Origin of the sequence: Streptomyces sp. SudanB5_2050 (genome assembly GCF_964272335.1) — a bacterium.
In the GTDB taxonomy this organism is placed as follows: domain Bacteria; phylum Actinomycetota; class Actinomycetes; order Streptomycetales; family Streptomycetaceae; genus Streptomyces; species Streptomyces rochei.
The window spans coordinates 3,484,202-3,502,994 of sequence record NZ_OZ186760.1 but is presented as its reverse complement, the minus strand read 5'-3'; the positions used below and the strand labels follow the sequence as shown (position 1 = coordinate 3,502,994).

21 protein-coding genes are annotated in these 18,793 nt (G+C 73.2%); 9 read left to right on the top strand and 12 right to left on the bottom strand.

The features are described from left to right. Nucleotides 1-2: 2 nt before the first annotated feature. Nucleotides 3-1,319 (bottom strand): ABC transporter substrate-binding protein, encoded by a 1,317-nt coding sequence (locus ACFZP7_RS15525; protein WP_046250894.1) that lies wholly within the window; start codon nt 1,317-1,319, stop codon nt 3-5. Nucleotides 1,320-1,436: 117 nt separating this feature from the next. Between ACFZP7_RS15525 and ACFZP7_RS15520 the strand changes: the two genes are divergently transcribed. Together ACFZP7_RS15520 and purU are read left to right on the top strand one after the other, a co-directional pair. Further along, complete coding sequence (locus ACFZP7_RS15520; RefSeq protein ID WP_029393608.1) at nt 1,437-1,937, top strand: SCO4402 family protein; 501 nt, start codon at nt 1,437-1,439, stop codon at nt 1,935-1,937. A 47-nt stretch (nt 1,938-1,984) separates the two neighbouring features. Then, nucleotides 1,985-2,878, top strand: a complete 894-nt coding sequence (gene purU, locus ACFZP7_RS15515) for a formyltetrahydrofolate deformylase (protein ID WP_030979161.1) — start codon at nt 1,985-1,987, stop codon at nt 2,876-2,878. Between the two features lie 71 nt (nt 2,879-2,949). Here purU and ACFZP7_RS15510 read toward each other — a convergent pair whose 3' ends face one another. From ACFZP7_RS15510 to ACFZP7_RS15500, 3 genes are read right to left on the bottom strand one after another with little or no spacing between them, the layout of a single operon-like run. After that, the gene (locus tag ACFZP7_RS15510; RefSeq protein ID WP_385634635.1) at nt 2,950-3,735 is read right to left on the bottom strand and encodes an ABC transporter permease; all 786 of its coding nucleotides are present in this window, start codon (nt 3,733-3,735) and stop codon (nt 2,950-2,952) included. Then, nucleotides 3,732-4,718: an ATP-binding cassette domain-containing protein gene (locus ACFZP7_RS15505; RefSeq protein ID WP_385634634.1), complete on the bottom strand. Its 987-nt coding sequence runs from the start codon at nt 4,716-4,718 to the stop codon at nt 3,732-3,734. The genes ACFZP7_RS15510 and ACFZP7_RS15505 overlap by 4 nt, the downstream gene beginning before the upstream one ends. 12 nt (nt 4,719-4,730) lie before the next feature. Beyond that, nucleotides 4,731-5,396 (bottom strand): DUF4097 family beta strand repeat-containing protein, encoded by a 666-nt coding sequence (locus ACFZP7_RS15500; RefSeq protein ID WP_385634633.1) that lies wholly within the window; start codon nt 5,394-5,396, stop codon nt 4,731-4,733. A gap of 224 nt (nt 5,397-5,620) precedes the next feature. Here ACFZP7_RS15500 and ACFZP7_RS15495 point away from each other — a divergent pair, with 224 nt between their 5' ends. Further along, nucleotides 5,621-6,355 (top strand): helix-turn-helix domain-containing protein, encoded by a 735-nt coding sequence (locus ACFZP7_RS15495; protein ID WP_019326567.1) that lies wholly within the window; start codon nt 5,621-5,623, stop codon nt 6,353-6,355. Nucleotides 6,356-6,362: 7 nt separating this feature from the next. On the opposite strand, the gene ACFZP7_RS15490 is transcribed toward ACFZP7_RS15495, so the two are convergent. Further along, nucleotides 6,363-7,754 (bottom strand): zf-HC2 domain-containing protein, encoded by a 1,392-nt coding sequence (locus ACFZP7_RS15490; protein ID WP_385634632.1) that lies wholly within the window; start codon nt 7,752-7,754, stop codon nt 6,363-6,365. Next, the gene (locus tag ACFZP7_RS15485; RefSeq protein ID WP_019326565.1) at nt 7,751-8,341 is read right to left on the bottom strand and encodes a sigma-70 family RNA polymerase sigma factor; all 591 of its coding nucleotides are present in this window, start codon (nt 8,339-8,341) and stop codon (nt 7,751-7,753) included. The genes ACFZP7_RS15490 and ACFZP7_RS15485 overlap by 4 nt, the downstream gene beginning before the upstream one ends. 347 nt (nt 8,342-8,688) lie before the next feature. Here ACFZP7_RS15485 and ACFZP7_RS15480 point away from each other — a divergent pair, with 347 nt between their 5' ends. The 3 genes from ACFZP7_RS15480 to ACFZP7_RS15470 all read left to right on the top strand — a co-directional run bounded on the left by ACFZP7_RS15480 (nt 8,689) and on the right by ACFZP7_RS15470 (nt 10,722). Next, entirely contained in the window at nt 8,689-9,069 is a 381-nt protein-coding gene (locus tag ACFZP7_RS15480) for an STAS domain-containing protein (protein WP_019326564.1), read from the top strand. Nucleotides 9,070-9,194: 125 nt separating this feature from the next. Then, on the top strand, nt 9,195-9,707 hold the full coding sequence (locus ACFZP7_RS15475) for an EF-hand domain-containing protein (RefSeq protein WP_210902803.1): 513 nt from the start codon (nt 9,195-9,197) through the stop codon (nt 9,705-9,707). 529 nt (nt 9,708-10,236) lie between these two features. Then, complete coding sequence (locus ACFZP7_RS15470; protein WP_185908530.1) at nt 10,237-10,722, top strand: ATP-binding protein; 486 nt, start codon at nt 10,237-10,239, stop codon at nt 10,720-10,722. A 369-nt stretch (nt 10,723-11,091) separates the two neighbouring features. Here the strand turns inward: ACFZP7_RS15470 and ACFZP7_RS15465 are convergent, their stop codons facing one another. Then, nucleotides 11,092-12,108: a GlxA family transcriptional regulator gene (locus ACFZP7_RS15465; protein ID WP_019326560.1), complete on the bottom strand. Its 1,017-nt coding sequence runs from the start codon at nt 12,106-12,108 to the stop codon at nt 11,092-11,094. Between the two features lie 47 nt (nt 12,109-12,155). Between ACFZP7_RS15465 and ACFZP7_RS15460 the strand changes: the two genes are divergently transcribed. Further along, entirely contained in the window at nt 12,156-13,496 is a 1,341-nt protein-coding gene (locus ACFZP7_RS15460) for an MFS transporter (protein ID WP_385634631.1), read from the top strand. A 17-nt stretch (nt 13,497-13,513) separates the two neighbouring features. On the opposite strand, the gene ACFZP7_RS15455 is transcribed toward ACFZP7_RS15460, so the two are convergent. Then, nucleotides 13,514-14,713 (bottom strand): flavin-containing monooxygenase, encoded by a 1,200-nt coding sequence (locus ACFZP7_RS15455; RefSeq protein ID WP_385634630.1) that lies wholly within the window; start codon nt 14,711-14,713, stop codon nt 13,514-13,516. A gap of 145 nt (nt 14,714-14,858) precedes the next feature. Between ACFZP7_RS15455 and ACFZP7_RS15450 the strand changes: the two genes are divergently transcribed. Continuing rightward, nucleotides 14,859-15,473: a GNAT family N-acetyltransferase gene (locus ACFZP7_RS15450; protein WP_385634629.1), complete on the top strand. Its 615-nt coding sequence runs from the start codon at nt 14,859-14,861 to the stop codon at nt 15,471-15,473. Nucleotides 15,474-15,539: 66 nt separating this feature from the next. Here ACFZP7_RS15450 and ACFZP7_RS15445 read toward each other — a convergent pair whose 3' ends face one another. The 3 genes from ACFZP7_RS15445 to ACFZP7_RS15435 form a co-directional block, all read right to left on the bottom strand. Further along, nucleotides 15,540-16,223: a pyridoxal 5'-phosphate synthase gene (locus tag ACFZP7_RS15445; RefSeq protein ID WP_385634628.1), complete on the bottom strand. Its 684-nt coding sequence runs from the start codon at nt 16,221-16,223 to the stop codon at nt 15,540-15,542. A gap of 57 nt (nt 16,224-16,280) precedes the next feature. Next, nucleotides 16,281-16,706, bottom strand: coding sequence for a pyridoxamine 5'-phosphate oxidase family protein (locus tag ACFZP7_RS15440; protein WP_030979136.1), 426 nt, complete (start codon nt 16,704-16,706; stop codon nt 16,281-16,283). Between the two features lie 92 nt (nt 16,707-16,798). Beyond that, nucleotides 16,799-17,437 carry a LysE family translocator gene (locus ACFZP7_RS15435; protein WP_019326554.1) on the bottom strand — a complete coding sequence of 213 codons (639 nt, stop codon included), beginning with the start codon at nt 17,435-17,437 and terminating at the stop codon, nt 16,799-16,801. An 82-nt stretch (nt 17,438-17,519) separates the two neighbouring features. Here ACFZP7_RS15435 and ACFZP7_RS15430 point away from each other — a divergent pair, with 82 nt between their 5' ends. Beyond that, complete coding sequence (locus ACFZP7_RS15430) at nt 17,520-17,993, top strand: Lrp/AsnC family transcriptional regulator (protein WP_019326553.1); 474 nt, start codon at nt 17,520-17,522, stop codon at nt 17,991-17,993. Nucleotides 17,994-18,024: 31 nt separating this feature from the next. On the opposite strand, the gene ACFZP7_RS15425 is transcribed toward ACFZP7_RS15430, so the two are convergent. Then, nucleotides 18,025-18,660: a TetR family transcriptional regulator gene (locus tag ACFZP7_RS15425; protein ID WP_019326552.1), complete on the bottom strand. Its 636-nt coding sequence runs from the start codon at nt 18,658-18,660 to the stop codon at nt 18,025-18,027. Nucleotides 18,661-18,793 lie beyond the last annotated feature (133 nt).

Sequence of the window (18,793 nt, the reverse complement as noted above, 5' to 3'; positions counted from 1 at the left end):
GCTCAGGCCACGTCGGCGTTCTGCAGGGTGCGGGTGGTGTCCGTGGTGCCCTGCCGGGCCGACACCAGCCGGCCCTCCCGCACCACCTGGAGCGTGACGTCGGCGTTGACCAGGCGGGGGAAGCCGACCGAGGCCAGCTTGTCGGCGAAGGTCCACCTCAGGGTCGGGGTGAGCCCGCCGGTCCCGACCTCCAGACCGCCGTCGAGCGCCTGCCGGACGGTACCGGCGCTCACCTCGCCGTCGCCGAGCGACTCCACGACCTTCCTCAGGACGGTGTACGCGATCCAGGTCGTCTGCACCCCGGCGTCCGCCGCGTCGATGTCGTTGTCGCCGAACGCCTCCTCGCTGATCACCTTCTTCATCGTGTTCCAGGCCGGGTCGTCCACCTCCGGGTACCAGCTGGTGACGTACGCCCCCTCGTAGGGGCCGGACGCCCCGCCGCTCGCGTTGACCGTGGTCTGGTCGACGCTGCCGAGCACGGTCGCGGTCCGTACGTCGGGATGGTCCTCGCGGGCCCGTCGGAAGGAGTCCATGAAGGTGCCGGTGCGGTCGCCGAGGACGGGGACCACGCACCCGGGGTCGCCCGTGCCGTCGGCGGCGCGCTCCAGGGCACGCTCGGCCTGGCCGCCGTACTCGGTGGCGTCCTCCGCCGCCCGCTGGTCCAGGGCCGGCTCGTGCCCGCCCGAGGTGAGCCCCGAGTCGAGCAGCACGGGCAGCTGGTCGCCCGCGATGGTGTCGGGCCGGACCAGGGCGACGGGGCCGCAGGAGTCGGCGAGGGCGCTGCCGAGACCGGCCAGCAGCGCGGGCTGGCCTCCGTTGACCGGGTAGGACAGGGGGCTGGTGAACTCCGTGTTGGTGATGCCGTAGCCGCCGATGTACGGGATGCCGGCGCCCTCCAGCACGGGCAGGAAGGAGTCGGCGTGCTGGCTGTAGGAGCCGACGACCGCGACCGCCTTCTCGTTGACGGCGCGCCGGGCGCACTTGGCCGCGCCCACCCGGTCGTTGTGGTCGTTGCAGGTCAGCACGTTGAGCTTGCGGCCGCCGAGGCCGCCGTTCCCGTTGACCCAGCGGGCGTAGGCCTGCGCGAAGGCGGGCATGCCCGGCTTGTTGGTCGCGCCGGTGTCCTGCGGCGCCCAGGTCATGACGGTGATCGAGTCGTCCCCGGAACCCCCCGTGGTACCGGGGACGACCCCGCAGCCGGCGGCGAGCGACACGCAGGCCACCAGCGCCCCCGCGGACAGTGCGCCGGTGCGGGTGGCCCGGGAGCGGCCGTTCGGGCGGCGGAGGAAGCTGCTGCGGATGGGGCGCCTGCCGGTCATGTGCCCGCACGATTCCGTCACACGGCCAACCCGGGAGTGATCTGCGGTCAACGGACGGTGACGCCGAGGTGAATTGCGGGGGCCGATGGGGTGGGCCGAGAGGGGAACGTACGATCGATGACCGTGCAAGGTTCGGAGAACTCTTCCCGTCGCGGCCGTCGCTCCTCCACCATGGGCGGCATGCCCCTCAACGACATGCCGTGGTGGCGCTGGCGCACCCATGTGCGCTCCGCGCTGCACATGCTCTCCGCCCCCGCCTTCCAGCGGGACGTCTGGCTGGCCGGCGTCGACGGCTACGGCGACGTCACCGACGCGGTGTACCGGCTGGTGGAGGACACCTGGCTGGACCACTGGTCGGCCGAGAAGTACGTGGGCACGGTCTTCCGGGACTCGCAGGAGGCGGCACTCGTCGACACGGCCGTGCTGCGCGTCCTGCGCATCATGCACCAGGTCGGGCCGGACGCGCCGGTGCACGCGTACCTCGACCACCCGGACTGGCCGGAGGCGGTGCGGGCGGCGCGCGACGCGCACGTGCGGCTGGCCACCAGTGACGGCGAGGACCCCGACGCGCCGCCGCGCACGCTCGAGGTGCTGCGCATCCTCACCCGGTCCGCCTGACGGGACGGCGCTCGGGAGGCGGGCGCGGATATGGGACCCTGTCCTGCATGAACGAGCAGTCCTCCGCCGCCGTCCCGCAGGCCGCCGTCCCGGCCGACCAGTACGTCCTCACCCTGTCGTGCCCGGACAAGCAGGGCATCGTGCACGCCGTGTCCAGCTACCTGTTCATGACCGGTTGCAACATCGAGGACAGCCAGCAGTTCGGCGACCACGACACGGGACTGTTCTTCATGCGGGTCCACTTCTCGGCCGACGAGCCGGTGACGGTGGACAAGCTGCGCGCCAGTTTCACCGCGATCGGCGACGCGTTCCAGATGGACTGGCAGATCAACCGGGCCGACCAGAAGATGCGCATCGTGCTCATGGTCAGCAAGTTCGGGCACTGCCTGAACGACCTGCTCTTCCGGGCCCGGATCGGCGCCCTGCCCGTGGAGATCGCGGCCGTGGTGTCCAACCACACGGACTTCGCCGAGCTGGTGGCGTCGTACGACATTCCCTTCCACCACATCCCGGTGACGAAGGACACGAAGGCGGAGGCCGAGGCGCGGCTGCTGGAGCTGGTGCGCGAGCAGCGCGTCGAACTCGTCGTGCTCGCCCGCTACATGCAGGTCCTCTCGGACGACCTGTGCAAGCAGCTCAGCGGCCGGATCATCAACATCCACCACTCCTTCCTGCCGAGCTTCAAGGGCGCCAAGCCCTACCACCAGGCGCACGCCCGGGGTGTGAAGCTGATCGGCGCGACCGCCCACTATGTGACGGCCGACCTCGACGAGGGCCCGATCATCGAGCAGGAGGTCGAGCGGGTCGGCCACGACGTCACGCCGGACCAGCTGGTGGCCGTCGGGCGTGACGTGGAGTGCCAGGCGCTGGCGCGGGCGGTCAAGTGGCACGCGGAGCACCGCATCCTGCTCAACGGCCGGCGGACCGTCGTCTTCGCCTAGGGCCTCGTCGGACGGGCCCCGGGCGAGGACGACGGCCCGCGCCGTCACCTCGTTCACTTGGGGTCGTTGGTTCACTTCGGGTCGTTGTTGAACTTCGCGGTCGCCCAGAGGTAGCCGAGGGCGGTGAGGGCGAGGCTCCAGACGACGGCGAGCCATCCGTTGTGGCCGATGCCGGTGCCCAGGAGCAGTCCGCGCAGGGTCTCGATGGCGGGCGTGAACGGCTGGTACTCGGCCACGGGCTGGAACCATCCGGGCATGGAGTCGACCGGGACGAAGGCGCTGGAGATCAGCGGCAGGAAGATCAGCGGCATCGCGTTGTTGCTGGCGGCCTCCGCGTTCGGGCTGACCAGGCCCATGCCCACGGCGATCCAGGTCAGCGCGAGGGTGAACAGGACGAGGAGCCCGAAGGCGGCCAGCCATTCCAGGGCGGTGGCGTCGGCGGAGCGGAAGCCGATCGCCACGCCGACCGCGCCGACCAGGACCACGCTCAGGATCGACTGGACCACGCTGCCGACGACATGTCCGACGAGCACCGCGCCCCGGTGGATGGCCATGGTGCGGAAGCGGGCGATGATGCCCTCGGTCATGTCGTTGGCGACGGAGACCGCCGTGCCGATGGTGGTGGACCCGATGGTCATCAGGAGCAGCCCGGGCACGATGTAGGCGATGTAGTCGGAGCGGTCCCCGCCGCCGATGCCGGCGCTCATCGCGTCGCCGAAGACGTACACGAAGAGCAGCAGCAGCATGACCGGCGTCAGCAGCAGGTTCAGGGTGAGCGACGGGTAGCGCCGGGCGTGCAGGAGGTTGCGGCGCAGCATCGTGGACGAGTCGCGCAGGGCGAGGGCGAGATTGCTCATCGGACGGTCGTCTCCTCGGTCTGGTCGGCCTGGTCGGTCCGGTCGGTCTGGGCGGGAACGGCGGCGGAGCCGGTGAGGGCGAAGAAGACGTCGTCGAGGTCGGGGGTGTGCACGGTCAGTTCGTCGGCCTCGATGCCGGCCGCGTCCAGCCGGTCGAGCACGGAGCGCAGGTCGCGCTGGCTGCCGTCGCTCGGGATCTGGACGGCCAGCGTCTCGTCGTCGTACGCGGCCTCGCGCAGTGCCGAGACCGCGGTCCGGTAGACGGCGGGGTCGGTGAAGCGGAGCCGGACGTGTCCGCCGGGGATCATCCGCTTCAGCTCCTCCGCGGTCCCCTCGGCGGCGATCCGGCCGCCGTGGAGCACCGCGATCCGGTCGGCGAGTTCGTCGGCCTCCTCCAGGTACTGGGTGGTGAGGAAGACGGTGACGCCGCCGGCCACGAGTTCGCGGATGATCTGCCACATGTTGTGGCGGGAGCGCGGGTCGAGTCCGGTGGTGGGCTCGTCGAGGAAGATGATGCGGGGGTCGCCGACCAGGGTCATGGCGATGTCCAGGCGCCGCTTCATGCCGCCGGAGTAGGTGGAGGCGGGCTTGCGGGCTGCGTCGGTGAGGTCGAAGCGCTCCAGGAGTTCGGTGGCGACCCGGCGCCCCTCACGGCGGGAGAGGTGGTGCAGGTCCGCCATGAGGAGCATGTTCTCCTCGCCGGTGATCAGTCCGTCGACGGCGGAGAACTGGCCGGTGACGCCGATCGCGGCGCGCACGGCCTGGGGGTCGGTGGCGAGGTCGTGCCCGCCGACGCGGATGTCTCCGGCGTCGGCGGTCACGAGCGTGGAGAGGATCTTGACGGCGGTGGTCTTGCCGGCGCCGTTCGGCCCGAGCAGGGAGAAGATCGTTCCCTCGGGGACGGTCAGGTCGACACCGTCGAGGACGGTCTTGTCGCCGTAGGACTTGCGCAGTCCGTACGCCGCGATGGCCGGGTGCGTCATGGCTGCTGCTCCTCAGAGGCTGCGGGCGGTGATGTCGCCGTGGGCGGTGGTGGCGTGGATGGTCAGGGCGGGGGCGCCGTCGGGGTTCCTCAGCGCGTTGTGGACGCGGCCGTAGGCGGTGCCGGCGTCCAGGGAGGCGGAGACTCCGGCGGCGGCGCCGACCGACACGTCCCCGGACTGGGTGCGCAGGGTGAGGGCGCCGCGCACGGCCTCGGCGATCCTGATGTCGCCCTTGGCGGTGCTGATCTCGGCGGGACCGGCGAGCCGGCCGACCGACACGTCGCCGGCGGCGGTGGTGAGGCGGAGGCTCGCCGCCTCGTCGACCTTGACGGGGCCGTGCGCGCCCTGGATCTCGACGTCGCCGAGCCGGCCCACGCCCCGGAACTCGCCGGCCGCCGCCCTGGCCTCGACGCGGGAGCCGGCGGGCAGCCGGACCGTCACCTCGACGGCCCCGGAGGCGCCCAGCATCTGGTTCTTCACCGGGGTCTCGATCCGCAGGACGCCGTCGTCGAACTCGACCCGGGTCTGCTCGGCCGCCTTGACGTCGCGCCCCTTGGCGGCGTTCGCGGGAAGGACCTCGACCGTGGTGTCGGCCCGGTCGGCGGCGATGAAGCGGACGCGGCCCGCCGGGACGTCGAGGACGGTGGAGATCGGGGCCGGGGTACCGAAGGTCTGCATGGTGTGCTCCTGTGCTCGTCGTCGTTTCTGACATTGGAAACGCTACGTTGCATTCACGGAGTCATCAATAAGGTTGTTGCGCACTAATCAAGTAAATGCAGGTCACAGGATAGATTTCGTTGCAACGGTACAAGAAGGAACGCAACATCAGCTGACGTTGCGTTGCAATGGATTGGGAATGAACGCTATAGTGGCGGCATCCGAGGAGCGCGAAGGAGATCACGATGCCGGGAGGCAGGCTCACCCAGCAGGAACGTCAGCAGATCGCGCTGGGTCTGGCCGACGGCCTCGCCTACGCGGAGATCGCCAGGCGCCTCGACCGGCCCACCTCGACGATCACGCGCGAGGTGATGCGCAACGGCGGCCCCACCGCGTACCGGGCCGACCTCGCCCACCGGGCCACCGAGCGCCGCGCCCACCGGCGCAGGCAGAGCGCCCCCCGGGGACCTCAGGCGCTTCCGCAGGCCCACGGGCGCGACGCCGAGGCCGTGCGCGAGTACGAGGAGACGCTGACCACGGTCTTCATGCAGACGGGCACGCCGAAGATGATGGCCCGGGTGATGGCCTGCCTCTGCGTCAGCGACACGGGCAGTCTCACCGCGTCCGAGCTGGTCCGGCGCCTCCAGGTCAGCCCGGCGTCCATCTCCAAGGCGGTCGCGTTCCTCGACGAGCAGGGACTCGTGCGCCGTGAACGCGACGAGTCGCGCCGCGAGCGCTACGTCATCGACGACGACGTCTGGTACCAGTCCATGATCGCCAGCGCCCGGGGGACGCTGCAGGTGGCCGAGACCGCACGCCAGGGCGTCGGCGTCCTCGGCGCCGGCACCCCGGCCGCGGAGCGGCTGGAGAGCATCGCCCGCTTCCTCGACTTCATCTCCGAGAGCATCGTCCGCGCCGCGGACCAGGCCCGTGAGGTCCTCCACACGGCGCCCGCCGCGCCCCGCGACGACGCCGGGTGAGCGGCCCCTACATCCGGCTCAGGCCGGCCGCCGCGAACAGGACGTCCCTGATCGCCTCGCGGTCGCCCACCTGACCGGCGGCGGCCTCCGCCGGAGGCACGTGGCCCGCGGCCAGCCGGCAGAACTCCACGCCGTCCAGCGCCACATGGGCCACCTCGTGGTCGGCGGAGCCCAGCGCGCCCGGCGAGTCGAGCGGGATCAGCCACTCACCGCCGCCCGAGCCCTCGATCTCCAGCCGCAGGCTGCGTCCCGGCTCACCCGCGGCGACCAGATGCGGGCGGGCGCCCGGAGCGGCCAGTCCGGCCCGGCGGCGCTCGGCCAGGGCGCCCGGCAGCATCCGGGCCGCGAGGTCGATCATGCGGTTCAGATGACGCGCGGAGGGCGGCTCGTACGGGTAGTCCACCGCCTCCGCGATGTCCTCCGCGTGCACCCAGCACTCGAACGCCCGGTCCAGCATCGCGTCGTGCAGGGGCAGCTCGAAATCGCCGTACGACACGGGCATGCCGCCCGAGTCCCCGGTGAACGACACGGTCCGGACGATGCTGTGGCTCTGCTCGCGCCAGGGCGCCCGCACCGCACGGGTGGGCGGGAAGTGCGAGGCGCGCCAGTACGCCTCGGTGCGGCCGGCCGGCGCGGAGGTGGGCGCGGCGATGTCGCCCAGCGGGTCCGCGAGACCCAGGGCGACCGCGACCAGACCGTCGACCGTCAGCAGGTGCGCGATGACCCCGGCGACGGTGGTGCGGCGGCTGGCGGCACCGTCGGCCTCGAACCAGCGCAGCCGGACCGGGGCGTGCCACTCGGCGTCCCCGATGTCCTGCAGCAGCGCGTCCAGGCGGGCGGTCTCGGCGTCGTACGGCGTGGCCCACTCGGGCACCGGGATGCGCGGCGGGCGCCGCTCCAGGCAGCCCTCCAGGACGCGGGTGCGCAGGGCGGGGTCCAGGTCCAGGCTCTCCGGCCGCTGCAACAGGGCGACGGCGTCCCGCAGCCGCAGCGCCTCGTCGGCGCAGGGCTCGCACTCGCCGATGTGCGCCTCGACCGCCGCCGCCTCCTCCGCCGAGCAGGCGGCCAGCGCCCACGCCCCGAGCAGCGAGGTCAGCACGTGGTGCTCCAGGGTGAGGGGGCCACCGGGCACCGCGTCGGGCAGGGCCCGTCCGGTGTCCTCGACGGAGGCGCGGGGAAGCGGTATCCGCGGCGCGCCGGGCTCCCCGCCGGCGCCGCCCCCGGCACCGGCGACCGTGCCCCGAGCGCCCGCGTCACCCGCACCGCCCGCACCGCCCGCACCGCTCGCATCACCCGCGTCACTCGCGCCGCCCGGCGCGCCCGGCCGGTCCGTGCGGTCGTCCCGGTCCGGCTCGTCGTTCCGCTCCGGCTCGTTCTCGTGCTCGTGCGCCCCCCTCACGCCGCACCCCCGTACCCCGGCGGTGTCCCGGGCGCGCCCGGGGACGCGGCCTCGCGGGCGGTGGACAGGAGCTGGAGGCCCAGCCGCAGGCGGCGGCGGGCCTCGTCCTCGGTGACCCCGAGGTCGGCCGCGGTCTGGCGGTAGTCGCGCCGCTGGAAGTAGGCCAGCTCCAGGGCGGCGCGCAACGGGGCCGGCATGGACTGGACGATGTAGTCGGCGCGCGCGGCGACCGAGGCGTGCCGCACCTTGGTCTCCAGCTCCTCGACGCTCCCGGAGCCGCCGCGCGCGAGGGCCGCCGTCTCCGTGGCCCGCAGCCGCTGCACGGCCAGCCGGTGGGTCAGCGCGGCGATCCAGGTGCGCAGCGGGCCCTGCCGGGGGTCGTAGGCGTCCGGGTGCTCCCAGACGTGCGCGAAGACGTCCCGCGTGAGGTGGTCGGCGGCCCGCTCGTCGTCGAGCACCCGATGCGCGAGGCCGTGCACCAGCGAGGCGAACCGGTCGTACAGCTCACCCAGGGCGGCGGCCTCGCCGCGGGCCAGCCGCTGCTGCATCTTGCGGTCCCAGCGCGGCGGCACGTCCCTCTTCGCCATGCGGCCTCTTCACCCCCTGCACCTGTACGTACGCCACCAGCCTGCGGCCGGCGTGCTCCCGAATGTAGTCGGCAGGTCCGACAGCGCACGCCCCTTTGTGCCAATGCGCGCCCCCGGCCGCCCGCACGTGCTAGGCACCTCGCCTACCCTCTATCGTGCGACCGGATTCGATCGAACTGGATCGAAACCGTCTGGAACAAGCCGTTTCTGATCGCTGCCCGTTTCCGGGCGGGCGTTTGCGGGAACGGCCGGTGGGCAGGCGCGCGGCCAAGAAGCGTAAGCATGGCTTCCGTTTCAGGTGCATTCCGGGTGATTCCGGACGTCCGACGTACCGGCGACTGAAGGGCATGGTGGTGACGTTCAATGTGACCGGCGGCGAGCAGGGCGAATGGGCCGTGCTCCAGGTGTCGGGCGAACTGGACCTGGTGACGTCACCGGTGCTGCGCCAGCGCGTGCACGACGAGGTGGCCGAGGGGCGGCACAGCCTCGTCCTGGACCTCTCGGAGGTCCTGTTCTGCGATTCCAGCGGGGTGGGCGTGCTCATCGCCTCCCGGCGGCTCATCCGGTCCTGCCAGGGGCGGCTGCGCCTGATACTGCCGGCCCAGGGAGCCGTCGACGGCTCCCACGTCAACCGCGTCCTCGGCGCGCTCGGCGTGCGCCGGCTCTTCGACGTCCATCCCGACCTCGCCTCGGCGACCGGCGAGCGGCCGCGCCCGCTGTCCGCCTGAGTCGCGCCCCCATCCGGTCCGCCGGCCCCGTCCGCCCGTATGCCGCCCGCGGCCCCGGCCGGCGTCGTACGCTCCGAGCGAGACGCAGACCACCGACAATCGACGTGAGGCGGCCGGAGAGAACCATGGTCAACAGCGAGTACGGGCGCAGGATCGCCGCACGCTTCGCCACCTTCGACCAGGACGGCAACGGTTACATCGACCGTGCGGACTTCAACGCGGCGGCCAAGGCGCTGCTCGCCGAGTTCGGCACCGCCGCCCGCTCCGAGAAGGGGCAGGCCCTGTACGGGGGCGCGGAGGCGCTCTGGCAGGGCATGGCGGGCATCGCCGACCGGGACGGCGACCAGCGCATCACCCGCGAGGAGTTCGTCACCGCGGCGGTCAAGCGGCTGCGGGACAATCCGGACCGGTTCGCCGAGATCGCCCGTCCGTTCCTGCACGCCGCCCTGGACGTCGCCGACGTCGACGGCGACGGCGCGGCTGCCGTCGAGGACGTCACCCGCGTGCTCACCGTGCTCGGCGTGCCCCGGGAGAGCGCGGGTGAGATCGCCGCCGCGCTCGACACGGACGGCGACGGCAGGGTCGGCGAGGCGGAGATCGTCCCCGCCTTCGCCCGCTACTTCACCGTCCCCGAGTAGCGCGCCCCCGTCCGCCCGTCCCCCCCCGGTTACCCCGGCCGCCCGGCGCGTCCCGCCGCCGATGTCACGGATCGTGGCATCGCGGCGTCACGGAGCGTCGATACCGGCTCGTGTCCACCGTGTGACCCGTCACGGCCCGGAGTCGGCGCCACACTCCGGTACCTTGTGGGGGATGCGAGTGGTCCCGAGCGCCGACCGTGCCGGAGTCGCCCCCGAGGCGGCTCCGGAACCGGGGATGCGCGCCTGGCCCCGCAGGGCGGAACGGCCGACGGCCGCCGCCTGTTCGACTCCCCGGAGCGGGCGTCGCACAGTATGCCGCACGGGTACTCCTTCGCGCTGGAATATGCCCGAAGCGCTTGTTGACGTGACTGTACGTCAACCATGCTGTCCCGCAAGGGACTCACGTTCCGTGATCCCTGCCCCGGCCGTTGTCCTGGCCATGCAGGCAATGGCTACGATCGTGGCCCTCATGAGGCGCGAGCCTTTGTGTCCGCCGGTTCGGATGGTGTGAGCGGTGCAGGTGCTTCAAGTGCAGCTGGAGGTCCGGCCCGACCCCTCGGAAGTGGGGCGGGCCCGGCGGTGGGCGCGCTCACGGCTCGCCGGCTCCGGGATACAGGCCGACGAACCGATCGCCGAGACGCTGGTGCTCCTCGTCTCCGAGCTGATCACCAACGCCGTGGTGCACACCGGCCGTTCGGCCGTGCTGCGGCTGGTCCTGCCCCCGGAGGCGACCGGGGACGCCGAAGGGGCCACCGTCCGCATCGAGGTGGACGACGCCAGTGACCGGGCTCCGGTGCCGCGCTGTGTCAACGGCGAGGCCACGGGCGGCCGGGGCCTCGCCCTGGTCGACGGCCTCGCCGACCGCTGGGGCTGGAGCCGGGAGGGCACCGGCAAGCGCATCTGGTGCGAACTGGACCGCTGCGCCGAGGGCGAGGGCGCCGCGCCGGTCTGCGCGAGCGAGGGCGGCACGGTCGCGCTCGAGGGGTACGAGGGGTACGCGTACGAAGTGGTGTAGCGCGGCGGTGGACGCCGCGCGGACCCGCGTGCCGAGCACGGACCCCGTCGGCAGCGGCGCCGGTGCGGCGGTGCGCCGGGTCGTGCTTCCGTGCGCGTCCCGGACGAACGGGGTGAGAACGGTGAACGCCCCTGCGCGGGTTGACGGATGGTGACCGCTTCCTCACGCTGGTAGGCGACGATTCGCCGCGAGGGGACGACGAGGGCCCGGTGACGGGGCCCTCGGCGAGTGTGGGTCGTGTGTCGGCGGCGGTTCCCTCGGGGGCGACGGGAGCCGGACGGGAGCGCCGGAGTCGGGTGGCGGCGCGCGGTGCCGTGCTCGGGGCGCTCGGCGCCGTGCCGCCGGCCGACGAGTCGGTGGCCGCCGCCCTCACTCTCCACAGGCTGTGGACAACTCCGTGCGGAAGGTCCGCCGGTACGCGGTCGGGGTGACCCCGAGCGCCGCCTGCAAGTGCTGCCGCATCGACTGCGCCGTACCGAAGCCGGAGTCGCGGGCCACCTGGTCGACGGAGAGGGCGGTGGTCTCCAGCAGGTGCCGGGCCCGTTCGACCCGCTGGCCGGTGAGCCACTGGCCCGGACTGACGCCGACCTCCTCCCGGAAACGGCGGGTGAAGGTGCGGACCGACATCGACTCCTGCGCGGCCATGTCCCGCAGCTGGATCGGCTCCTGGAGGCGGGCGAGGGCCCAGGCGCGGGCGTTGGTCGTGGACGACTGCTGCGGATCGGGCACCGGCCGCTCGATGTACTGCGCCTGCCCGCCGTCGCGATGGGGCGGTACGACGGTGCGGCGGGCCACCTCGTTGGCGACCGCCGTGCCGTGGTCCCGGCGCACGATGTGCACGCACAGGTCGATGCCGGCCGCGACCCCGGCCGAGGTGAGGACGTCGCCGTCGTCGACGAACAGCACGTCGGCGTCGACCCGCACCTTCGGGAAGAGCCGCTGGAAGTGGTCCGCCGAGGCCCAGTGCGTGGTGGCCGGGCGCCCGTCGAGGAGACCGGCGGCGGCCAGGACGTACCCGCCCGTGCAGATCGCCACGAGCCGGGTGCCGGGCCGGACATGGGCGAGCGCGGCGGCCAGCTCCTCGGTGAGCACGCCCTCCTCGTGGACCGGGCCGAGTTCGTAGGAGGCCGGGACGACGACCGTGTCGGCGGTGGCCAGTGCCTCGGGGCCGTTCTCCACCATGATCGCGAAGTCGGCGTCGGTCTCGACGGGGCCCGGCGGGCGGACGGAGCAGGTGACGACCTCGTAGAGCCGGCGCCGGTGCTCGTCGCGGGCGAGCCGGAAGATCCGTTGCGGAATGCCCAGTTCGAAGGGGAGCAGGCCGTCGAGGGCGAGGACGACGACGCGGTGCGGCCGGGGAGCGGGGTGCGTGCGCTCGGACGTCATGGCCCGATCCTAGCGAACCGTGACCTTCGGGCCACTCGATCGCAAGGATGCCCTACTCGATCCTCTATGACGTGCCCCAGACAACCGACGCCGCCGCAGCCTCCGTACACGGGTCGAAGCCCGACCGCCCGCGCCGCCGCCCCCGCGTGCACCGCGCCTGGTGGGTCGCCGCGGTCACCTTCGTGACGATCATCGGCGCCGCGGCCTTCCGCTCCCTGCCCGGCATCCTCATCGACCCGCTCCACCAGGACTTCGGCTGGTCGCGCGGCACCATCGGCGCCGCCGTCTCCGTCAACCTCGCGCTCTACGGGCTGACCGCGCCCTTCGCCGCCGCGCTCATGGACCGCTTCGGCATCCGCCGCGTGGTCGCCGTCGCCCTGACCGTCATCGCGCTCGGCTCGGGCGCGACGGTCTGGATGGAGTCGGCCTGGCAGCTGATCCTCTGCTGGGGCCTGCTGGTCGGCCTCGGCTCCGGCTCCATGGCGCTGGCCTTCGCGGCCACCGTCACCAACCGCTGGTTCACCGAGCGCCGGGGCCTGGTCACCGGCGTCCTCACCGCCGCCTCCGCCTCCGGCCAGCTGATCTTCCTGCCGCTGCTGTCCTGGATCGTCGAGACGTACGACTGGCGTCCCGCGGCCGTCACGGTCGCCCTCGCCGCCCTCGCGGTCGTCCCCTTCGTCTGGCTGCTCCTGCACGACCACCCCGCCGACGTGGGCCTCGCGCCCTACGGCGCCGACGAGTTCGTCCCCAAGCCCGCCCCCGTGCCGGGCGCCGCCCGCCGGGCCGTCACAGTCCTCTTCTCCGCCGCCCGCACCGGCCCCTTCTGGCTGCTCGCCGGCACCTTCGCGATCTGCGGCGCCTCGACCAACGGCCTGATCCAGACCCACTTCATCCCCGCGGCCCACGACCACCACATGCCGCTGACGACGGCCTCCTCGCTGCTCGCGGTCATCGGGATCTTCGACGTGGTCGGCACCATCGCCTCCGGCTGGTTCACCGACCGGTTCGAACCGCGCCGCCTGCTCGCCGTCTACTACGCCCTGCGCGGCGTCTCCCTGCTCTTCCTCCCCCTCCTCCTCGCGCCCAGCGTCCACCCCCCGATGCTCTTCTTCATCGTCTTCTACGGCCTCGACTGGGTCGCCACCGTCCCGCCCACCCTCGCCCTGTGCCGCGAGCAGTACGGCGAGGACAGCGCCATCGTCTTCGGCTGGGTCCTCGCCTCCCACCAGGTCGGCGCCGCCCTCGTCGCCTTCCTGGGCGGCGTGGCCCGCGACCGCTTCGGCTCCTACGACGTCGTCTGGGTCGCCTCCGGCGCCCTGTGCGCGGCGGCGGCCCTGATGGCCCTGGTGATCCGCCGGCGGCCGGCTCCGGTCGCCGGGCTGTCCTGAGCCGGGAGAGAGACGACTCAGCCGGGCAGCCGGGACGCCCTGCCCGCCTCCCGCTTCGCCACCGCGCGGGCGATGCGCCGCGCGTCGAGCGCCAGTTCGCGGAGCATGCCGCTGATCGGGTTGGTGAAGCCGGTGAAGTACAGGCCGGGGGCGCCGGCCGGGGTGCGCGGGCCGCGGACGGTCGGTCTGCCGCGGGGGTCGAGGACGCCGAGGTGGCCGACCAGGCCCTCCAGCCCCCGCAGATAGCCGGTGGCGGCGATCACCGCGTCCGGTGCGGCGCGGGTGCCGTCGGCGAGGACCACCTTGCCGTCCTCGAAGCCCTCCACGGCGGCCACGACCTCCACCCGCCCCGTGCGCACCGCGTCGATCAGGCCGACGTCCTGCACCGGTATCGCGCCCTCGGCGGCGCGGGTGAGCAGGCCGGTCTCCGGGCGGGGAAGCCCGTACGCCGACAGGTCGGGCGTGCTGATCCGGGCCAGCGGGCGGGCGAGCCGGTCCACGAGGCGGGCGGGCAGACGCCGGGCCAGGACGCCGTTGTACTGGGCCGGCCAGCCCGCGGAGGAGCGGCGGACGATGTGCGGCGCGGTGCGCACCGACAACCGGACCCGGGCGGCCCCGCCCTCCACCAGGTCCACGGCGATCTCGGCGCCCGTGTTGCCGACGCCGACCACCAGGACGTCCCGGCCCGCGTAGGGGGCCGCGTTGCGGTACTCGGCCGCGTGCCTCAGCTCACCGGTGAACGACGACCGGCCCGGCCAGTCCGGCAGGCGCGGGGTGTGGTTGTGGCCGGTGGCGACCACGACCGCGGCGCCGGTCAGCTCCCGGCCGCCGGAGGCGTGCAGCGTCCAGCCGCCGTCGGGGGCCCGCTCGACGCGGAAGACCTCGACGCCGGTGACGATCTCCAGCTGGTGGACGTCGGCGTACTTCTCCAGGTAGCGGACCACGTCGTCCCGGGCGACCCAGCGGCCGAAGCGGCGCGGCATCGGCAGGCCGGGCAGGGCCGACAGACGGCGGGTGGTGTGCAGCCGCAGCCGGTCGTAGTGGCGCCGCCAGGAGGCGCCGACGTGGTCGGCCCGTTCCAGCACGACGGCCCGGATGCCGCGGGCGCGCAGCGCCTGGGCGACGGCCAGGCCACCCGGGCCGGCGCCGATGACGTACACCGGGTGGCCCGCGGGGTGGGCGGGCCGCGGCTGAGCGGACGCTGTGGAGTCGGCCATGCCGCGAGCGTAATCAAGCCTCGGCTTGATGGGTCTCGGTCAAGACCGGAATCGGTTGCGGATCGGTCACGGCCGCGTGCCGCGCGCCCCCGGGCGGACGGAAAAGCCCCGGCCCGCCCCGCGCCGGGTCGGCTTCAATGGCCCGATGGCCCCCACACACACGCTCACCCTGCCCGACGCCCTCCCCGAACCCCGCGGACACGGCCTGCGCCTGTGTTCCTGGGACGCCGGTTCCGACGCCGACGCGGAGAGCTGGCTGCGCGGCTTCTCGGACCCCGAGTTCCAGCGCTGGAACACCCCGCTCACGCGGTGGACCGACCTCGCCGGCGCCCGCACCTCACTGCGCGCCCGGGCCCGGGACGCCGGGGAGGGCCGGTCCGCGTCCTTCCGGATCACCGACGCGCGAAGCGGTACGACGCTGGGGCACGTCGGCGTCAACGAGATCAACCCCGCGTTGAAGCGGGCGCGGGTCGGCTACTGGGTGCTCCCCGAGGCTCGCGGCCGGGGGGTCGCCACCCGCGCCCTGCTCCTGGCGTCGCGCTGGGCCTTCGCCGAACTAGGGCTGCACCGCCTGGAACTGGACCACGCGCTGGGCCACGACGTCTCCTGCCGGGTCGCCGAGCGCTGCGGGTACGCCGCCGAGGGCACGATGCGCGGCGCGATCTTCGAGGCCGGCCGCCACGACCGCTTCCGGGACGCGCACCTGCACGCCCGCCTGGCCACGGACGCCGAGCCGCCGGCGCCCGCCGAACCGGCCTGACCCGCCGGGCGGTTCCGGCCCCCGCCCGCGGGGCCCGCGCGCGGGGAGGGTGCGGTGGTGTGCCGTTCAGGGCCAGAGGAGACCGGTGTGCCAGCCGTCCTGAGGGGCCTGGTCCCGCCGGTAGACCAGTCGTACGTGCCGGCGGCGGGCGTCGCCCTGGAAGAACTCGACCTCGTCGGGGCGCAGTCGGTACAGGGTCCAGGACGGGACCGGCGTTTGCGGCTCCCGCTCCGCGCGTTCCCAGGCCGCCTCACCGGCGCGGGCCAGTTCCTCCCATGACCCCAGTTCCTCGCTCTGGCGTCCGGTGAGGGCGGCGGCCAGCGCGCCGGTCGACCGGGCGTGCAGGTCGGCCCGCGCCTCCTCGGCCGGGGCGACGGCGACCGGGCCGCGCACCCGCACCTGGCGCCCCAGCACCGGCCAGTGGAAGACGAGCGCGGCGTACGGACGGGCGGCGAGCTGCCGGCCCTTGCGGCTGCCGGCGTGCGTGGCGAAGGACCAACCGGCCTCGTCGGCGCCGTGCAGCATCACGACGCGGGCGTCCGGCAGGCCCTCGGCGTCCGCCGTCGCCAGCGTCACCGTGTGCGGCTCGCGCTGCCCGGCCGCGACCGCCTCGGCGAACCACCGCGTGAACAGGGCCAGCGGGTCGCCGGGCGCCTCGGCCGGGTCGAAGGGCGGCAGTTCGGTGACCGCGGGGTCCCACACCCGCAGCGACCTCAGCAGCGCGTGAAGATCGGTCGGCTCGGAGTCCATGCCCCGATTGTCACCGCCGTCGGACGTTCCCGGGCACCCGGCACCGCCGCCCGGCGCTCACACCGAGCCGAGGTCCGAGGACACCCACCGCTCGGGCCGCATCCGTACGATCACCTGCTCCCCGTGGTCGGCGGAGGCGTAGGCCACGTAGCCGTCGACCTTCTCGGGCGGGAGATAGCGGGCGGAGATCTCCCGCAGATCCTCCTCGGTGGCGGCGACCGTCTCGACGACCGGCCCCTCCACCGACACGTACCTGATGGTGGGCTCCAGCCGGTCGACCATCAGCGTGAACCGGCCCGCCGCCTGGATCAGCCGGTTCTTGCGGCTGTCCAGCCCGGTCATGATCCAGACGTCGCCGCCGGGCTCGTACTGGTACCAGATCGGCACGGTCAGCGGGGCGCGGCCCTCTCCCGCGTCCACCGCCAACGCGGCGATGTGCGGTTCGGCCAGGAACTTCTCACGCTCTTCGCGGCTCAGGGCCATTCCGGTCTCCTCCAGCGGGTACGGACGTCGGTCGCATCCTCAACACCGGCCGGGCGCGCGGCTGTTCCCCTCCCGGACCGTGCCCGCCGGGATCAGGACAGCGCCAGACGCTGCACCAGCAGGAACGCGCCGATGCCCAGCATCGCGGCGCCCGACGTGCGGGTGACCGCGCGGGCGGCGGCCGGCCGGGCGCCCAGGACGGCACGGGCGGCGAGGCCCACCGTGAGGTACACGGCGGCACAGCACGCCATGTGCAGCAGCCCCAGGACGACAGTCTGCACGGGCACCGGAGGGTGCGCACCCCGGGTGACCAGGAACTGCGGCAGCACGGACAGATAGAGGAGCAGGCCCTTCGGATTGAGCCCGCTGATCGTGGCACCGCGCAGGAAGACCCGGGCCCGGGAACCGCCCTCCGCTCCACCGGGCCCCTCCTCGCGCGCGGCGTCCGGGGTGCCGGGCCGGCGCAGCACACCCCACCCGAGCCACACCAGATACGCCGCGCCCGCCACCGTCAGCGCGGTGAGCAGCCCCGGCGACCCGGCGACCAGGACCGCCAGCCCCGCCGCCGCCAACAGCGTGTGCAGCGCGTACCCGGCGACCAGGCCGCCCACCGCCCACGTCACCGACCGTTCGCGCAGTCCGGCCGCGATGGCGTACGCCCAGTCCGCACCCGGCACGCACACCAGCAGCAGGTCCAGGGCGAGGAAGGAAAGGAGGAGTCCGAAGTCCATGCCGGGCAGATTAGGCGTGGATGTCCCGAAAGTGTTCCCGACTTTTCTCCCCATGAGGCGCCGTGGTGGAAGAATCTTCTCCATGGACGACATGGACCGGAAGATTCTTGCCGAGGTGCAGCAGGACGGGCGCCTGACGGTGACCGAACTGGCCGCCCGGGTGCGGCTGAGCGTCTCCCCGTGCCACCGCAGGCTGCGCGAGCTGGAGCGGTCGGGGGCGATCGGCGGTTACCGGGCGGTGGTGGACCCGGCCGCGGTGGGCCTGAACTTCGAGGCGCTGGTCTTCGTGTCGATGCGGCAGGAGGACCGGGACACGGTCGCCGAGTTCGAGCGGGCGGTCGGCGAGGTGGAGGAGGTGCTGGAGGCGCAGCGGCTGTTCGGGGAACCCGACTACCTGCTGCGCGTGGTCGCCGCCGATCTGGCGGCCTACCAGCGGCTCTACGACGAGCGGCTGGCCACCCTGCCCGGGGTGCTGCGGCTGACGTCGACGCTGGTGATGAAGCATGTGGTGCGGGACCGGCCACTGCCGGCACCGGGCGGGACGCGACGGGGATGACAGGCTGCTGCGTCCGCTGCCGTACGGGCCGCTACTTGGCGGGCTTCTTGCCCGTGACGCCGAGGTAGGTCAAAAGGGCCAGGCTGGGCTTGAGTTCGGCCTGCTTGACGCCCCAGGAGGAGAAACCTTTCTGGTGCGAGGCGGCGGCGGCCAGCATGACGACCAGCGAACCGGCGATCGCCGCCGGGTTCACGTCCTTGTCGACCTTGCCCTTGGCCTGAAGTTCGGCGACGGACTCGGTGAGGGAGGAGTTCACCGAGTTCAGGACCTTCATGCGGATCTTGGAGAACCGCTTGTCGCCCTCGGCCGCGCCCAGGTCGACGACGCGGAGGATCGCGTCGTTCTTCTTCCAGAAGTCCAGGAAACCGTCGACCAGTTCCTGCGCCGTCTGCCAGCCCGCCTTGCCGGCCCACGACCGCCCGGCCGTCAGCTCGGCCAGAGCGGAGCTCTCGGCGGCCATGTGGTCGGCGAGTTCGAGGACCGCGCCCTCGACGTCCGGGAAGTACTGGTAGAAGGTCGCGGGCGAGGTGCCGGCCTTGCGGGCGACATCGATGACCTTGACATCGCGATAGGGGGAGGAGCTGAGCATGTCGCTGAGGCAGTCGAGCAGTTTCTGCCGGGTCGCCTGCCCACGTCGACCGGCCACGCGGCCGTCGACGGTACGCACTTGTCCTGTCATGCCGTCAGCTTACCGACGGGTGATCTGAGCGCGATTCGGCCGACTGCAAATGGGGTGCGCGGGTGCCGAGAGGCTGGTGTGCCTGGTCTGCGCGGTGCGGGCGTCGCGGTTACTTTGACGG

Excerpts from the sequence above, each read along its gene's own strand:
- ACFZP7_RS15495 (WP_019326567.1), top strand. The coding sequence starts at position 5,621 with ATGCCGGGAGGCAGGCTCACCCAGCAGGAACGTCAGCAGATCGCGCTG.
- ACFZP7_RS15455 (WP_385634630.1), bottom strand. The coding sequence starts at position 14,713 with ATGGCCGACTCCACAGCGTCCGCTCAGCCGCGGCCCGCCCACCCCGCG.
- ACFZP7_RS15450 (WP_385634629.1), top strand. The coding sequence starts at position 14,859 with ATGGCCCCCACACACACGCTCACCCTGCCCGACGCCCTCCCCGAACCC.
- ACFZP7_RS15520 (WP_029393608.1), top strand. The coding sequence starts at position 1,437 with ATGACCGTGCAAGGTTCGGAGAACTCTTCCCGTCGCGGCCGTCGCTCC.
- purU (WP_030979161.1), top strand. The coding sequence starts at position 1,985 with ATGAACGAGCAGTCCTCCGCCGCCGTCCCGCAGGCCGCCGTCCCGGCC.
- ACFZP7_RS15485 (WP_019326565.1), bottom strand. The coding sequence starts at position 8,341 with ATGGCGAAGAGGGACGTGCCGCCGCGCTGGGACCGCAAGATGCAGCAG.
- ACFZP7_RS15440 (WP_030979136.1), bottom strand. The coding sequence starts at position 16,706 with ATGGCCCTGAGCCGCGAAGAGCGTGAGAAGTTCCTGGCCGAACCGCAC.
- ACFZP7_RS15475 (WP_210902803.1), top strand. The coding sequence starts at position 9,195 with ATGGTCAACAGCGAGTACGGGCGCAGGATCGCCGCACGCTTCGCCACC.
- ACFZP7_RS15500 (WP_385634633.1), bottom strand. The coding sequence starts at position 5,396 with ATGCAGACCTTCGGTACCCCGGCCCCGATCTCCACCGTCCTCGACGTC.
- ACFZP7_RS15505 (WP_385634634.1), bottom strand. The coding sequence starts at position 4,718 with ATGACGCACCCGGCCATCGCGGCGTACGGACTGCGCAAGTCCTACGGC.
- ACFZP7_RS15445 (WP_385634628.1), bottom strand. The coding sequence starts at position 16,223 with ATGGACTCCGAGCCGACCGATCTTCACGCGCTGCTGAGGTCGCTGCGG.
- ACFZP7_RS15480 (WP_019326564.1), top strand. The coding sequence starts at position 8,689 with ATGGTGGTGACGTTCAATGTGACCGGCGGCGAGCAGGGCGAATGGGCC.
- ACFZP7_RS15525 (WP_046250894.1), bottom strand. The coding sequence starts at position 1,319 with ATGACCGGCAGGCGCCCCATCCGCAGCAGCTTCCTCCGCCGCCCGAAC.
- ACFZP7_RS15435 (WP_019326554.1), bottom strand. The coding sequence starts at position 17,437 with ATGGACTTCGGACTCCTCCTTTCCTTCCTCGCCCTGGACCTGCTGCTG.
- ACFZP7_RS15510 (WP_385634635.1), bottom strand. The coding sequence starts at position 3,735 with ATGAGCAATCTCGCCCTCGCCCTGCGCGACTCGTCCACGATGCTGCGC.
- ACFZP7_RS15460 (WP_385634631.1), top strand. The coding sequence starts at position 12,156 with ATGCCCTACTCGATCCTCTATGACGTGCCCCAGACAACCGACGCCGCC.
- ACFZP7_RS15465 (WP_019326560.1), bottom strand. The coding sequence starts at position 12,108 with ATGACGTCCGAGCGCACGCACCCCGCTCCCCGGCCGCACCGCGTCGTC.
- ACFZP7_RS15430 (WP_019326553.1), top strand. The coding sequence starts at position 17,520 with ATGGACGACATGGACCGGAAGATTCTTGCCGAGGTGCAGCAGGACGGG.